This window comes from Nonomuraea sp. NPDC049504 (assembly GCF_040676845.1).
Classification (GTDB): Bacteria; Actinomycetota; Actinomycetes; order Streptosporangiales; family Streptosporangiaceae; genus Nonomuraea; species Nonomuraea salmonea.
Map to the genome: position 1 here is coordinate 503,057 of NZ_JBFAPT010000001.1, position 13,688 is coordinate 516,744.

Consider the following 13,688-nt stretch of genomic DNA (forward strand, 5'->3'; position numbering starts at 1 on the left):
CCGATGATCGGCGAATCCGAGCTCGCACACCTGCGGCGCTGCGTCGACCTGGCCCGCAGGGCGCTCGAGGCGGGCGACGAGCCGTTCGGCTCCGTGCTGGTCTCCGGCGACGGCGCCGTGCTCGGCGAGGACCACAACCACGTCGCGTCCGGCGACCGCACCCGGCATCCTGAGTTCGCGCTGGCCCGCTGGTCGGCCGAGCACCTCACGCCGGAGGAGCGCTCCGCCGCCACCGTCTACACCTCGGGCGAGCACTGCCCGATGTGCGCCGCCGCGCACGCCTGGGTCGGGCTCGGCCGCATCGTGTACGCCACGTCCTCGGCGCAGCTCACCACCTGGCTCGGCGAGCTGGGCGTGCCGCCGCCGCCCGTGCGTCCGCTGCCGATCAACGAGATCGCGCCGGGCGTGACCGTCGAAGGCCCCGCGCCCGAGCTGGCCGACGAGGTGCGCGAGCTGCACAGGAGTTACCACAGCGGACGGCCGACATCCGTTTGACCTGCGGTTTGCAGCCCGCGTGGCACAGTCGGACACATGGTGCACGGCCGCTCCATCAGGGCTCGGATGACGCTCGCGACGGTGGCGTCGTTCGGCGTCCTCCTGCTGGGCGGAGCGGCCCTGCTCTCGGCGACGTGGCCGTCCAGGGCCCGCGCCGACCTGGTCGCGCAGGCCGCCACCGCCAGCAGGCACCTCACCACGATCATCGACACCCAGCGCTTCGAGGACCCCATCCCGCCGACGGGCGGCATCGGGCTGCTGCAGATCGTCGACTACAAGGGCCGCGTGGTCGCCGCCAGCGCGGGCCTGCTCGGCGAGCCACCGATCACCCGGGCTCGGCCCACCGGCGGTGACTCGCAGGTCGAGACCCGGGAGTGCCGGCCCGAGGGCTGCCTCGCCGTCGTCGGCACCAGCAACCGCGCCACCGTCTACGGCCCCGTCGTCGCCTACGCGGCCGTCCGCGAGCCGTTCCTGCTGCACTCGCCGTACCTGCGGGTCATGCTCTTCGGCTCCTCCGCGCTGCTGCTGGCGCTGATGGCCTGGGGCACCTGGTACGGCGTCGGCCGCGTGCTCGCCCCCGTCGAGCAGATCAGGCAGGGCCTGCAGAGGATCAGCGCCGAGGACCTCAGCTCCCGCGTCGCGGTGCCCGATTCGCGCGACGAGGTGGCCGAGCTGGCCGCCACCGTCAACGAGACGCTCGACCGGCTGGAGGACGCCGTGGAGCGGCACCGGCGCTTCGTCTCCGACGCCTCCCACGAGCTGCGCACCCCCATCACTGGGCTGATGGTGCGGCTGGAGGACGGGCTGTACGAGCGTGGCGAGGACGACTGGCGGGCCGCGCTGGCCGACGCGCAGCGGCTCGCCGACATCGTGCAGGACCTGCTGCTCATGGCCCGCCTGGACGCCAGGGCACCGGTCAAGAAGAAACGCCTCGACCTCGGCCGCCTGGTCGAGGACGAGGTCGCGCGGCGACCCTCCCGGCTGCCCGTCACCGTACGCGCCGAGCCCGGCGTGCACGTGCGCGGCAACCGGCTGCGGCTGGCCCGCGTCCTGACCAACCTGCTGTCCAACGCCGACCGCTACGGCGACTCCAAGGTGGAGGTGCACGTGCGGGGCAGCGGGGACGAGGCGGTGCTCGAAGTGGTGGACGACGGGCCCGGCATCCCCGAGGAGAAGCGGGAGCAGGTGTTCGAACGCTTCACCCGCCTCGACGGGACCCGCTCGCGCGACCTCGGCGGCAGCGGCCTAGGGCTGCCGATCGCCCGGGACATCGCGAGGGAGCACGGCGGAGAGCTGACCATCGAAGGGCCGCAGACGCGGCTCGTCCTCCGCTTGCCCCGCGATTAGGCCCGCCTGCACCTTGACGCGCTCGTCGACGTCGGGGCGCGCGCTCAGCACCTCGTGGATCCGCTGCAGCCGGTCCGGCCCCGACCAGCGGCGGGCGGCCGTCCGCATGAGGGTGAGCACGTCGCGGCCGGGCAGCACGCGGGCGTCCTCCGCCAGCCTGCGCAGCACCTGGTCCACGTACTTCCAGGTCGGGCCCTCCGCCAGCGCGACGGCGTACCGTCCGGTGTCCGGCGTCTCGCTCAGCAGGAGGTCGAGCAGCAGCGCCACGGGGGAGCGCGGGTACGACTCCAGCGTCGGATCGACGTCCGCCGCGTAGGGGAGGAGGGCGGCGTACAGGTGACCGAGCAGCGTGTCGTCGCGGAAGGCGATCTCGCGCATGGGGATCGAGCCGCTCGACCGCATCCTGCGGGCCGGCTGCGGCCCCTCGCCCGGCCAGGTGAAGAAGACCAGGTCCGCCACGTCGATCTCGGCGTCCCGCTCGAACGTCACCTCCAGCGTCCTGACCCCGTCGCGCAGCTCGTGGCGGACCTTGACCGTGCGGATCAGCGCGTCCCACTCGGCCCTGGTGAGCTGGGAGTGCCACAGGCGGGTCATCCTGCGCCACAGCTCGTTCGCCTGCTCCGGCTGGGCGCTCCCGAACAGCTCGGCCCCCGCCACCGGGCCGTCGGCCGTAAGGACCGCGAGCAGCATCAGGTTCACGGCGTGGGCGGCGCAGCGGGCGGTCACGTCCGCTCGGGTGGGCTGGTAGGCGTCGTACGCCGAACCCGGCCTGGCCTGCAGCGCCCGCGCGAACAGCTCGCACAGGTGCCTCTTGAGGATCTCGCGCCGGTCCTCCGTGAGGTCGCTCGTCAGGCGGTGGGCCAGGAAGTCCACCGTGGGGGCGCGGCCCGCCAGCGCGGCGAAGGACAGCAGGGCGTGCAGGAAGCCGTCGTCGGGGGTGGCCGGGCGGCGGCGCGACTCGGCGAAGGCCAGCTGCTCCGCCATGTCCGCCAGCTCCCTGGCCACCAGGCGGGCCACCAGGTATTCGCCGAAGGTGGCGTGCAGGAACTCGTACGTCCTGAGGCGTTCGTGGTCGCGCAGCGCCTGGGTGGTGTGAATGAAGAAGAACCCGCCGATCACGCCTTCCGCCTGCGTCAACCGGCGGCGGAAACCGGATCCTCCGCTCTTCTCTGGTGAGTCCGGCAGCAGTACGTGCAGGTCCGCGTCCAGGTCGGCGTCCGCGATCCACTGCCGGCCGCGGTTGAACATCGCGAACGCCGTCACCGACAGCCGCAGCAGCTCGTCCTCCACCGCCCGTTCGAGCTCGTCGTCCGGCAGCCCTGGGCGGGTCTTGGCGACCTCCCGGGCGGCGAAACCGTGCAGGAGGCGCTCGTAGAGCTCGGCCTCGGGCAGGTCCTCGCGCATGAGGCGCAGCGCGTTGGCGTCGGCGTCGTAGAGGGCCAGCAAGGACAGCAGGAGCGGCTGACCGGCCAGCTTCGGCACGGCGAGCACTCTTTCGAGGGGCAGGGGTTGCAGGTCGCGGTCGCGAAAATATGCCTGGTTGGCCTTGTTCCAGACGGTGACCCACTGCTCTATCTGGTCCTCGTCGAACGGCTCCAGGCGGATGACGTAGGAGTTCTCCGGCACCCGGGCCCGATCCGCGACCGCCGTCCTTGAGGTGACGATGACGGCGAGCGCCCGGCCCTTCTCGGCTTGGGTGCGCTGGAACTCGGCGACCCGCTCCAGGTAGTCGCTCTGGTTGACACCGGTCGCCTGGAGCAGCTCGTCGAAGCCGTCCAGCATCACTACGGGGAGCGCGCCGCCGCCCGCGTGCACGAAGTCGGGCCATGACATGTCCTCGTCCAGCGCGGTCCTGATGCCGTGCTCGATCTGTGCCAGGACGCCGGAGTCAGCGGGCACCCCGCGCAGCTCGACCCTGAGCGGCAGGAACTCGCTCGCCGGCAGGCGGGCGGCGAGCACGCGGGTCAGCACGGACTTGCCCGCGCCTGGCTGACCCAGCACGAGCAGCGGGGCATCGGCGGCCAGGGGGAGCGTCAGGTAGGCGGCCAGGAAGGAGGTCAGGTCGTCGCGGCGGTCGAGCTCCGCCCACATTCTCTCCTCGGCCGCCGGCATGCCCGTCCGGAGGCAGCGGTATGCCGGGTCCACATAGCCCTGCTCAAGGGTGGGGAGGGTCATCCCGGCAGGCGTGCGTGTGGAGGACATCATCGGGTGCCGGAGCGCGGCCCGGTTCGCCATGGTCAGTGCGGTCAGCCGGTCCGACGGGCAGCGGACCTGCGAGATCGAGGCCAGCCGCCGCTCGATCCCGGCCAGGCCGTGCGCCAGCTCCCTGATCTCGGCCCTGGTGGCCTGATGATCGGCACGGTCGATCCAGCAGGCGACCTCGGGGAACTCGGCGGCCATCCGGCGGAACAGCTCCTCGTAGCGGCGCAGCGCGAGGGCCGGTATGCCGGCGCGCAGCCGGGCCCGCGTGGTCGCGTCCCAGCGGTCCCAGCAGGCGAGCCCGGACAGGATGTCGAACAGCTCCTCCGTGAAGTTGCGGTAGTCGTTGCGGAGGAGCCCGATCATGCGCTCATGGGGAAATCTGGGACCGGGAGGCGTCACCGGGGCGTCGGCCAGAGCGTGCAGCCGGTCATCCGTGCCGAGGATGCGGCGCTGGTCCTCAAGAGTCAGATCGCGGAGCACTTCCATCTCGGCGAGCGCCTCTAAATAGGCGACCATCACGATGACCGTGTGGGCTGCGGTCAGCCGTTGCGTGGTGTCGTACCGGCTCAGGCCCTTGATCTTGTCGCGCGTGCGGCGCAGGAAGGTGTCACCGAGCCGCACCGCTTCGCCGCGGGCGTCGAAGAGGTCGATCTCGCCGAGGCCGAACAGGGCCAACGAGGAGGCTTTGTCGAGGAGGCCGGAGATCGCCGTGGGGCCGCCCAGCAGGGCGACGGCGTCGCGATAGGTCAGCAGGTGCCGCACTCGTCACAGTCTGCCGGAGTGTGGGGTGATCGCGTTCCTAGAATGAGTCATGCCCACTGAGCCTCTTTCCCGAGCGCGTATCGTCGCCGCCGCCGTCGAGCTGATCGAGCGGGAGGGCGCCGATGCGATCTCCATGCGGCGGGTCGCGGCCGGGCTGGGGGTCGGCGTGATGTCGCTCTACAACCATGTGCCCAACAAGGACGCCTTGCTCGACGGGGTCGCCGAGGCGGTGCTGAGCGAGATCGAGTTCACGGACGACCCCGAGTCGCCGTGGAGCGAGCGCGTACGCGGGCAGGCGCGGGCGTTCCGACAGATCGCCCACCACTACCCGCGCTGCACGATGCTGGTGGTCAGCAGGCAGCTGCACTCCACGGCCGGGCTGCTGCCGGTCGAGCGGGCGCTGGCGACGCTGCGTGAGGCGGGGTTCGACGGGGCCGACGCGGTGCGGGTGCTGCGCATGTTCATCGCCTACATCGTGGGCTCGCTGCTGCGGGAGGTGGGGGTGACGCCGACGTTCGCGCCGGCGCAGACCAGGACGATCAGCGCGGACGGGGTCGATCCCGTGCTGTTCCCCGAGGTGACGTCACTGGCGGGGCCGCTGGGGGAGTGCGATCACGAGGCGGAGTTCGAGTTCGGGCTGGACATGTTGATCAGGGCCGTCGAGGAGCGGGCTGGGCGCAGGGAGGGCACCCGGTAGTGGTACGGCACCGGATGCCCTCCTGGCCTCCTAGTACCAGTTGTGCGATCTGAAGTGTCCCCAGGCGCCGCAAGGCCTGCCGTACCTCCCCTTGATGTAGGCCAGGCCCCACCGGATCTGTGTCTCCGGGTTGTGCTTCCAGTCGCGGCCCGCGCCGCGCATCTTGCCGGCCGGGAGGGCCTGCGGGATGCCGTACGCGCCGGATGAGCTGTTACGTGCCCGGTGGTTCCAGCCGCTCTCCCTGGTCCACAGGTTGTCGAGGCAGCGGAACTCGCGCAGGTTCCACGAGCGCTGGACGACGTGCCCCAGGGCGATCTTCTTGTTCCTGTTCTCCGGCCGGACGGCCGTGATCTTCGGCTGGGCCGACGTGGTCCAGGTCCTGGTCTTGATCGGCATCGGCATGGTCTCGGCCCTGGCCGGAGTGGCGCCGATGACGGTGAATGCGCTGACGGTGATGAGTGTGCCCGTGAGCACGCGTGTGCTGTCCAATTCGATCCTTGCCATCGGGCCGCGTGCGGACGGGCGCGCTCGGCGCGCGCCCTGCCTGCCCGCGCCCGTGGCTCGGGCGCGGAGGGTCCGCGTGGCCCTCCGGGATCCTGTTACCGCCCGATCGTGCTGGGCGGCCCGGAGGGCACCGCGACGTGTCCTTTAGCACGATTCCTATTACGCACAGTCACCATCGGTCACTTACAGTGACACGCGAAGGACGGGTGTTTGTGTGTTCGTTGCGGATAAAAGGCCCGCTCGCTGGAGCGGGATTGCCCGGCCCGTCTCCCGGCTGGGCGGGGCTTGCCGAAAAAAGCGCGCGAGCCTGGGGTTTGGCTCAGTACCAATGGTGGGACTGGAAGTGGCCCCAGGCCCGGCACGGCGACTTGTAGCGCTGCTTGATGTAGCCGAGCCCCCAGTGGATCTGCGTGCGCGGGTTGGTGCGCCAGTCGCGCCCAGAGGAGGCCATCTTGTGGCCGGGCAGCGCCTGCGGGATGCCGTAGGCGCCTGAGCTGCGGTTGCCTGCGCGGTGGTTCCAGCCGCTCTCGCGGGTCCAGAGTTTCACCAGGCACCTGTACTGGCCGATGTCCCAGCCTCGCTTGGCCACCATGGTCCGAGCGATGGACTTGTTCCTGCCGCTGGTCTGGGAGCTCTGCGCCTGTGCGGCCGAGGCGCCGCCGGCCGCCACGAGCGTGGCGGTCAGCACCAGGACGCCGGTACGGCGGAGCATGGGCATGCGGGTTCCCTTTCGAGGGGGTTCATGGACCGCGCCACAGTGCCCGAGCGTTTCCCTTGACAGCGAATTGACCAAGAAAACGAAGATCGTCAGTAAAGATCACGATATATACCTTCTTCAGGGGGTTTGTCCGAAAAATGAGGACTGTGTCACAAATCTGGCCCTGACTCGTTCTGTAGGGTCGGATCATGAGCCTCAGTGACATCCCGCTCCGCACCCTCGACGACGCCCCCGCCACGCTCGGCGCCCTCGCCTCCGGCGGCCCCGCCCTGATCGTGAACGTGGCCTCCCGCTGCGGCCTGACCCCTCAGTACGTCGCCCTCGTCGAGCTCCAGCGCCAGTACGGCCCCCGCGGCTTCACCGTCGTCGGCATGCCCTGCAACCAGTTCGCCGGCCAGGAGCCCGGCACCGCCGAGGAGATCCAGCAGTTCTGCTCCGCTACGTACGGCGTGGACTTCCCGCTCCTGGAGAAGGCCGACGTCAACGGCCCGGGCCGGCACCCGCTCTACGCCGAGCTGACCCAGGCGGCCGACGAGCAGGGCGAGGCCGGCGACGTGCAGTGGAACTTCGAGAAGTTCCTCGTGGACGGCGAGGGCCGGGTCGTGGCCCGCTTCCGCCCCCGCACCACGCCCGACGACCCGGCGGTCGTCGCGGCGATCGAGAAGCTGCTCTGACGCGGCGGTCGCCAAGCGTTACGAAGTCATGACGCTACGCGCGCCGGCCGGTGGGTAGTCATCCCCATTGTCGCTGGTCCGGCCCGCAGGGGAGCGTGATGACGATCAATCCGTACGCCGGCAACCCGTACGCGGGATCGCCCTTCACCTACGCCGCCGAGCCCTCCGTGTCGCCGTACGCGATCGTCGAGCTGATGCCCGGCGCGCGCAACCTGTGCGAATACGCCCGGGTCGCTCCGGGCGACCGGGTGCTGCTGATGATGGAGCACACGGTGGACCCGGTGGTCGTGCAGGCCATCGCCGCCGCGGCCGCGATGCGCGACGCGGACGTGCGCATCCTGTCGGTGCCGCCGTTCAGCGCGGGCGGGTGGGACCGCGAGGCGCCGCTGCAGATCGAGACGGCCGCCTTCCACGAGGCGGACGTGGTGATCGGCGGCACCTGGTGGGGCGAGGTGCACAGCGAGCCGCTGTTCTTCGACCAGATCAGGGCGCGCTCGGCCCGGTTCGTGTCGCTGCACATGACCGCCACGGCGGGCGCGCTGCTGACCGGGGCCAGGCTGCCGGTCGAGGTCTTCTACGCGCTCGTGGCCAGGGCGCTGCGGCAGCTCGCCACGGCCTCCTCGATCAGGGTGACCTCGGCGCGGGGCACCGACCTGACGTTCGCCGGGTTCACCTTCGAGGACCCGGGGCCGGGCGGGCTGCGGCCGGGCGACTGGCGGCCGTTCCCGTACGGGGGCGTCAACTTCTGGCCCACCGAGACCGAGGGCATGCTCGTCGTCGAGGACTCCACCGTCACCGGCGTCCCCGAGGAGCCGCTGCGCATCACGCTCGAAGGCAACCTGGTCCGCAAGATCGAGGGCGGCGCCGCCGCCGCGCAGCTGCGCAGGTACGCGCCCGAGGGCTTCTACATGCGGCACGCGCTGTTCGGGCTCAACCCGAAGGTGCGGCTGGCCGGCGGCACCCAGTTCGAGCGGGAGAAGCACGCGGGCGCCTTCTACTGCGGGCTCGACGGGCTGACCGGCGGCCTGCCGGTGACCAGCGGGCCCGGCTTCGCCCACTGCGACTGCCAGGTGGACCGGCCGACCGTGGTGGTGGACGGCGAGCTGTTCGTCGAGCACGGGCGGCTGCTGCTGCTCGACGAGCCGGAGATCAGGCGGGCGGCGGCCAGGTTCGGCCCGCCCGAGGTGATCCTGGACGACAACCCGGTGCTGGTCCTGCCCCGCCGCTACACGGGCGGCGCCGGGTAAGAAGGCCATGGCGCGCCGCGAGCTGAAAGGGCCTCAGTGGCGGAGGCCGCAGCTGAAAGGGGCCGCGAGATGAGAGGGGCTCAGTGGCGGAGGCCGCAGCTGAAAGGGGCCGCGCGGCGAAAGGGGCTCAGTGGCGGGGGCCGCAGCTGCCGCGCACGATCAGCTGCGTGGGCAGCACCACCGAGCGCGGACGCCGGCCGCCCGACCGCAGCACCAGCTCGGCCGCCCGATAGCCCATGTCGCGCCCCGGCTGGGCGACGACGGTCAGCGGTGGTGAGCACAGCTCGGCCCAGGGGACGTCGTCGTACATGATGAGCGAGACGTCGCGCGGCACCCGCAGGTCGAGCTCCCTGGCCGCGAGCACGGCCGCCTCGCCGAGCACGTTGCCGCCCGCGACCACGGCCGACAGGTCGGGACGGCTCTGGAACAGGCCGGAGGCGGCGGCGTAGGCGGAGTCGCGGCTGCCGGTGCCGAACACGATCAGCTCCTCGTCCACCGGCTCGCCCACCGCCTCCCTGAACGCCGCGGCCCGCCGGTCATGGCCGGGCCCGCCGATGAACGCGATGCGCCGGTGGCCGAGGCCGCGCAGGTAGCGCACCGCCGTACGGATGCCTGACCGGTCGTCGGCCGTCACGGACGGCACGTCCAGCGACCGGGGCCGCGCGGGGGCGGGGGCGGCGCCGTCGAGCAGCATGAGGTCGTTGACCGCCCGCACCGCCGGGTCGTCGTCATCGGCGGACGGCACGGCGGGCAGCCGGTCGGCGAAGACCACCGTCATGCCCGCGCGGAGCGCCGGCGCCCAGCTCTCCTCGTCGCCCGACGGGACCGCGATGAGCCGGTCGACGCTCTGCTCCAGCAGCATGCCGATCAGCTCGGACTCCTGCTCGGGGTCGCCCGCCGTGGAGCCGAGCACGACCGGCTCGCCGGCCGAGCGGGCGCAGGCGAGCACGCCCTCGGCGAGCTGGGCGTGGAAGGTGTCGGTCAGGTCGGGCACGAGCAGGCCCATGCCGCCGGTGCGGCGCTGGCGCAGGTTGCGCCCGAGCGCGCTGGGGCGGTAGTCGAGCTGCGCCGCGACGGCCAGGACGCGCTCGCGGGTCTGCGGGCTGGCCGAGCCGCCGGACAGCACCCGGGAGACGGTGGCGACGCCCACGCCGGCCGCCTCGGCCACATCCTTGATGGTCGCCCGCTTCTCCATGGAAACGATTCCATCATGGTTTCCGGTAAAGAGGAAGATGTGCGAAGAACAAGGGCTGGTCACGCCGTAACCCTTGACACTCATGTCCGTTTCGGGTGAGATGCTTGAAAACGTATCCACGTGAGTGGGAAACGGGACCAACATCCGGGCTACAGCCCTGGAGCGCGAAGGAATGTCATGGCATCCATCGTTCTGACGAACGTCGACAAGGTCTACGCCGGTGGCGTCAAGGCCGTGAACGGACTCAACCTTGAAATCAAGGACGGCGAGTTCATGGTGCTCGTCGGCCCGTCCGGTTGCGGTAAGTCGACCGCGCTCCGGATGATCGCGGGCCTGGAGGACATCAGCGGCGGCGAGATCGCCATCGGCGACAAGGTGGTCAACCACCTTCCGCCGAAGGACCGCGACATCGCGATGGTCTTCCAGAACTACGCGCTCTACCCGCACATGACGGTCGAGGAGAACCTCGCCTTCGGCCTCAAGCTTCGCAAGATGCCGAAGCCGGAGATCCAGAAGCGGGTCAACGAGGCCGCCAAGATGCTCGGCCTGGAGACCTACCTCAAGCGCAAGCCGGCCGCTCTCTCCGGTGGTCAGCGTCAGCGTGTCGCCATGGGCCGCGCCATCGTGCGTGAGCCGCAGGCGTTCCTCATGGACGAGCCGCTGTCCAACCTGGACGCCAAGCTCCGTGTCTCCATGCGCGCCTCGCTCAACCAGATGCACGAGCGCCTCGGCGTCACCACCGTCTACGTCACGCACGACCAGGTCGAGGCCATGACCCTCGGCGACCGCGTCTGCGTGCTGCGCGACGGCATCCTGCAGCAGGTCGACACCCCGCAGAACCTGTTCGACAAGCCCGTCAACCTGTTCGTGGCCGGCTTCATGGGCTCGCCCGCGATGAACTTCGTCACCGCCGAGCTGGTGCGCGGCGACGGCGGCGCCGCGGTGACCTTCGCCGACATCAAGCTGTCGATCCCCGAGTCGACCTTCTCCGAGAAGCCGGGCCTCGACCAGTACGTCGGCAAGAAGATCATCCTCGGCATCCGCCCCTCCGACTTCGAGGACGCCGCCTCCGCCGGCAACCACGCCAACGGCTGGGCCACGCTGCCCGTCAAGGCGGAGGTCACCGAGGAGCTGGGCTCCGAGATCAACGTCCTGTTCCTGATCGACGCCCCGCCGGTCGAGCACAAGGACACCGTGGCCGCCGCCGACGCCGGTGACGACGAGGACAGCACGCTGCCGCTGGCGGGCGACAAGTCCCTGTGGACCGCCCGCGTCAACGCCCGCAGCCACGTGCGCCCCGGCCAGCAGATCGACCTGGTCGTCGACACGCACAACCTGCACTTCTTCGACTCGTCCTCGGGTCTGGCCATCGGCCACGAGGCCAACCGCTGAGGCGCTGACCTCCCATTCCCGGCCGCGGGCGACGCCCGCGACCGTCCGGGCCCCCACCGCGACCCCCTCCCGCGGCGGGGGCCCGCCTTTTTGCCAGCGTCCGATCTTCGGCTTTGTCAGCGGCCGATCGTCAGCTTTGTCAGCGTCCGATCGTCAGCGGCCGATCCGCTGCGACACCATCGCCTGCACGCTGCGCGGGATGAGCCGCCCGATCGCCACGACGGCCTTGTAGCGCAGGTCGGGGATCGAGACCCGCTTGCCGAGCGCGAGGTCGCGCATCGCGTCGCGCACCACGTCGTCGGCCTTGAGCCACATGAAGCCGGGGATGGTCGAGGAGTCCATCGAGGCCCGCTGGTGGAACTCCGTCCTGACGAAACCCGGGCACAACGCCATGATCTTGATACGCGGGTCGCGCAGCTCGGCGGCGGCCGACTCGCTGAAGTTCACCACCCACGCCTTCGAGGCGCTGTAGGTGCCCCGCGTGAAGAACGCCGCCACCGACGCCACGTTCACGATCGCACCGCGCTCGCGCTCGCGCATGCCGGGCAGCGCCGCCAGCGTCAGCCTCAGCACCGCCTCGCAGTGCACCTTGAGCATGCGCGCCTCGCGCTCGACCGGCACGTCGGGGAAATGGCCGGGGTTGCCGAACCCGGCGTTGTTGATCAGCAGATCGACGCCGTCGCGCAGCCGCGACTCGACCCTGGCCAGGCCCTCGTCCGTCGCCAGGTCGGCGGGCAGCACCTCGACCGGCACGCCGTACCTCAGCTTGAGCTGGTCGGCGGTGCGGATCAGGCGGAGCTCGTCGCGGGCCACGAGGACGAGCGAATAGGCGTCGGCGGCCAGGCGCCGGGCGAAAGCGGCGCCGATTCCTGAGGTGGCGCCGGTGATCAGTGCGGTAGGCATGTCTGAACCCTAACGTTCGTGGCAGGATGAGGGCCGTGCGCCTCGTCGTGGCCGTGTTCTCGTTCGCGCTCCTGCCCGCTGCCCTGCTGGCCTGCACGCCGGCCGCCCCGGCCCCTGTGACGCCGTCGGCGGCTCAGAGCTCCGCGAGCTCCGAGGCCGCCACCCCCTCGCCGTCGTCCTCGCCGTCGTCCTCGCCGTTGTCCAGCGGGGAGCTGCGGTTCACCGAGATCGCCACGCTGGAGCAGCCGGTGGCGATGGCCGTGCGCAAGGACGACGACCGCCTCTACGTCGCCGAGCAGACCGGCCGGCTGCGCACCTCCGAGGGCGCGACGGTGGTCGACCTGTCCCGCGAGGTCAGCACCGGCAACGAGCAGGGCCTGCTCGGCGTGGCCTTCCACCCCTCGGGCCGCTGGCTCTACCTCGACTGGACCGACGCCCAGGGCGACACCCACGTCACCGAGTGGGCCTACGACGGGTCCAAGGCCACCGCCAGGCGCGACGTCCTCAAGGTCGACCAGCCCTACGCCAACCACAACGGCGGCCAGCTCGCCTTCGGCCCCGACGGCCACCTCTACATCGCGCTCGGCGACGGCGGCAGCGGCGGCGACCCCGAGGGCAACGGCCAGGACCTGGGCACGCTGCTGGGCAAGATCCTGCGCATCGACCCGCGCGGCGACGAGCCGTACGCGGTGCCGCGCGACAACCCGTTCGTCGGCAGGTCCGGCGCGCGGCCGGAGATCTGGGCGTATGGGCTGCGCAACCCCTGGCGCTTCACCTTCGACCGCGAGAGCGGCGACCTGTGGATCGGCGACGTCGGCCAGAACGCCTGGGAGGAGGTCGACCGCGAGCCGGCCGGCTCGAAGGGCGGCGCCAACTACGGCTGGAACCTGCGCGAGGGCAGGAGCCCGTTCCGCGACGGCGAGGCCGCCGATCTGGTCGAGCCGGTGATCGTCTATTCGCTGCAGGAGGGCAGCAACTGCTCCGTCATCGCCGGTCACGTCTACCGCGGCACGAAGATCCCGTGGCTGCGCGGCCACTTCCTGTACGGCGACTTCTGCGCCGGATGGGTGAAGGCCGCGCCCGTGGACGATCTCGACGCCGCGGCCGGGGTGGGCGAGGTGGAGCAGTTGTCGTCGTTCGGCGAGGGCCCCGACGGCGAGCTCTACGTGCTCAGCCTGAGGGGTCCGCTCTATCGCGTCGATCCCGCCTGACCCGCTCGATCAACGACTCCACCTGGTCGTTCAGCTTCGCGCCACGGGCCCATCCGGCGTAGTGGGTGAGGAAGACCACGACTTCGCGCAGCTCCGACTCGTTCAGCTCGCCGGCGCGCAGGGCCACGTCGAGCTGGATCTCGGTAGCCTCGTGCAGGCCCTGACCGACCAGCAGGCCGAGCAGGAGCAACCGGCGCTCCCTGACCGACAGCACCGGGCGCGACCAGACCTCGGCGAACAGCCGCTCGGCCGTCATGCCGAAGGAGTCGACGGTCTCCATGGCGGGCTCTGTCATTGTTCACTCCGCGGGTGTCGGAAGGGATCCTCATATCTTTCGCTAC

General features: G+C 71.0%; 13 protein-coding genes. 7 read left to right on the top strand and 6 right to left on the bottom strand.

Annotated features, from left to right (window positions below; genetic code table 11):
* Positions 1-3 precede the first annotated feature (3 nt).
* Both AB0K28_RS02305 and AB0K28_RS02310 read left to right on the top strand, forming a co-directional pair.
* Positions 4-495, top strand: a complete 492-nt coding sequence (locus AB0K28_RS02305; RefSeq protein WP_345387077.1) for a nucleoside deaminase — start codon at positions 4-6, stop codon at positions 493-495.
* 36 nt (positions 496-531) lie between these two features.
* The gene (locus AB0K28_RS02310; RefSeq protein ID WP_364364064.1) at positions 532-1,842 is read left to right on the top strand and encodes a HAMP domain-containing sensor histidine kinase; all 1,311 of its coding nucleotides are present in this window, start codon (positions 532-534) and stop codon (positions 1,840-1,842) included.
* On the opposite strand, the gene AB0K28_RS02315 is transcribed toward AB0K28_RS02310, so the two are convergent.
* Positions 1,741-4,806, bottom strand: a complete 3,066-nt coding sequence (locus AB0K28_RS02315) for an ATP-binding protein (RefSeq protein ID WP_364364067.1) — start codon at positions 4,804-4,806, stop codon at positions 1,741-1,743. The two genes, AB0K28_RS02310 and AB0K28_RS02315, sit on opposite strands and share 102 nt — an antisense overlap.
* Positions 4,807-4,855: 49 nt before the next feature.
* On the opposite strand from AB0K28_RS02315, the gene AB0K28_RS02320 reads away from it, so the two are divergent.
* Positions 4,856-5,503 (top strand): TetR/AcrR family transcriptional regulator C-terminal domain-containing protein, encoded by a 648-nt coding sequence (locus AB0K28_RS02320; RefSeq protein WP_364364070.1) that lies wholly within the window; start codon positions 4,856-4,858, stop codon positions 5,501-5,503.
* A 30-nt stretch (positions 5,504-5,533) separates the two neighbouring features.
* Here AB0K28_RS02320 and AB0K28_RS02325 read toward each other — a convergent pair whose 3' ends face one another.
* Positions 5,534-5,992: a lytic transglycosylase domain-containing protein gene (locus AB0K28_RS02325; RefSeq protein ID WP_345387070.1), complete on the bottom strand. Its 459-nt coding sequence runs from the start codon at positions 5,990-5,992 to the stop codon at positions 5,534-5,536.
* A gap of 334 nt (positions 5,993-6,326) precedes the next feature.
* Positions 6,327-6,725 carry a transglycosylase SLT domain-containing protein gene (locus tag AB0K28_RS02330; RefSeq protein ID WP_345387068.1) on the bottom strand — a complete coding sequence of 133 codons (399 nt, stop codon included), beginning with the start codon at positions 6,723-6,725 and terminating at the stop codon, positions 6,327-6,329.
* Between the two features lie 188 nt (positions 6,726-6,913).
* On the opposite strand from AB0K28_RS02330, the gene AB0K28_RS02335 reads away from it, so the two are divergent.
* Together AB0K28_RS02335 and AB0K28_RS02340 are read left to right on the top strand one after the other, a co-directional pair.
* Positions 6,914-7,399, top strand: coding sequence for a glutathione peroxidase (locus tag AB0K28_RS02335; RefSeq protein ID WP_364364075.1), 486 nt, complete (start codon positions 6,914-6,916; stop codon positions 7,397-7,399).
* A 98-nt stretch (positions 7,400-7,497) separates the two neighbouring features.
* The gene (locus AB0K28_RS02340; protein WP_364364078.1) at positions 7,498-8,646 is read left to right on the top strand and encodes a hypothetical protein; all 1,149 of its coding nucleotides are present in this window, start codon (positions 7,498-7,500) and stop codon (positions 8,644-8,646) included.
* A gap of 127 nt (positions 8,647-8,773) precedes the next feature.
* Here AB0K28_RS02340 and AB0K28_RS02345 read toward each other — a convergent pair whose 3' ends face one another.
* Positions 8,774-9,841, bottom strand: coding sequence for a LacI family DNA-binding transcriptional regulator (locus AB0K28_RS02345; RefSeq protein ID WP_364364081.1), 1,068 nt, complete (start codon positions 9,839-9,841; stop codon positions 8,774-8,776).
* Positions 9,842-10,018: 177 nt separating this feature from the next.
* Here AB0K28_RS02345 and ugpC point away from each other — a divergent pair, with 177 nt between their 5' ends.
* The gene (ugpC, locus tag AB0K28_RS02350; RefSeq protein WP_345387063.1) at positions 10,019-11,233 is read left to right on the top strand and encodes a sn-glycerol-3-phosphate ABC transporter ATP-binding protein UgpC; all 1,215 of its coding nucleotides are present in this window, start codon (positions 10,019-10,021) and stop codon (positions 11,231-11,233) included.
* Between the two features lie 153 nt (positions 11,234-11,386).
* Here the strand turns inward: ugpC and AB0K28_RS02355 are convergent, their stop codons facing one another.
* Positions 11,387-12,136, bottom strand: a complete 750-nt coding sequence (locus tag AB0K28_RS02355) for an SDR family oxidoreductase (RefSeq protein WP_364364084.1) — start codon at positions 12,134-12,136, stop codon at positions 11,387-11,389.
* Positions 12,137-12,171: 35 nt separating this feature from the next.
* Here AB0K28_RS02355 and AB0K28_RS02360 point away from each other — a divergent pair, with 35 nt between their 5' ends.
* The gene (locus tag AB0K28_RS02360; RefSeq protein WP_364364087.1) at positions 12,172-13,347 is read left to right on the top strand and encodes a PQQ-dependent sugar dehydrogenase; all 1,176 of its coding nucleotides are present in this window, start codon (positions 12,172-12,174) and stop codon (positions 13,345-13,347) included.
* On the opposite strand, the gene AB0K28_RS02365 is transcribed toward AB0K28_RS02360, so the two are convergent.
* Positions 13,307-13,642: a carboxymuconolactone decarboxylase family protein gene (locus AB0K28_RS02365; protein WP_345387059.1), complete on the bottom strand. Its 336-nt coding sequence runs from the start codon at positions 13,640-13,642 to the stop codon at positions 13,307-13,309. The genes AB0K28_RS02360 and AB0K28_RS02365 overlap by 41 nt on opposite strands.
* Between the last annotated feature and the right edge of the window lie 46 nt (positions 13,643-13,688).

Bases quoted from the DNA above. Each gene is read 5' to 3' on its own strand.
- AB0K28_RS02305 (WP_345387077.1), top strand. From the start codon at position 4: ATGATCGGCGAATCCGAGCTCGCACACCTGCGGCGCTGCGTCGACCTG.
- AB0K28_RS02310 (WP_364364064.1), top strand. From the start codon at position 532: ATGGTGCACGGCCGCTCCATCAGGGCTCGGATGACGCTCGCGACGGTG.
- AB0K28_RS02320 (WP_364364070.1), top strand. From the start codon at position 4,856: ATGCCCACTGAGCCTCTTTCCCGAGCGCGTATCGTCGCCGCCGCCGTC.
- AB0K28_RS02330 (WP_345387068.1), bottom strand. From the start codon at position 6,725: ATGCCCATGCTCCGCCGTACCGGCGTCCTGGTGCTGACCGCCACGCTC.
- AB0K28_RS02335 (WP_364364075.1), top strand. From the start codon at position 6,914: ATGAGCCTCAGTGACATCCCGCTCCGCACCCTCGACGACGCCCCCGCC.
- AB0K28_RS02340 (WP_364364078.1), top strand. From the start codon at position 7,498: ATGACGATCAATCCGTACGCCGGCAACCCGTACGCGGGATCGCCCTTC.
- AB0K28_RS02345 (WP_364364081.1), bottom strand. From the start codon at position 9,841: ATGGAGAAGCGGGCGACCATCAAGGATGTGGCCGAGGCGGCCGGCGTG.
- ugpC (WP_345387063.1), top strand. From the start codon at position 10,019: ATGGCATCCATCGTTCTGACGAACGTCGACAAGGTCTACGCCGGTGGC.
- AB0K28_RS02355 (WP_364364084.1), bottom strand. From the start codon at position 12,136: ATGCCTACCGCACTGATCACCGGCGCCACCTCAGGAATCGGCGCCGCT.
- AB0K28_RS02365 (WP_345387059.1), bottom strand. From the start codon at position 13,642: ATGACAGAGCCCGCCATGGAGACCGTCGACTCCTTCGGCATGACGGCC.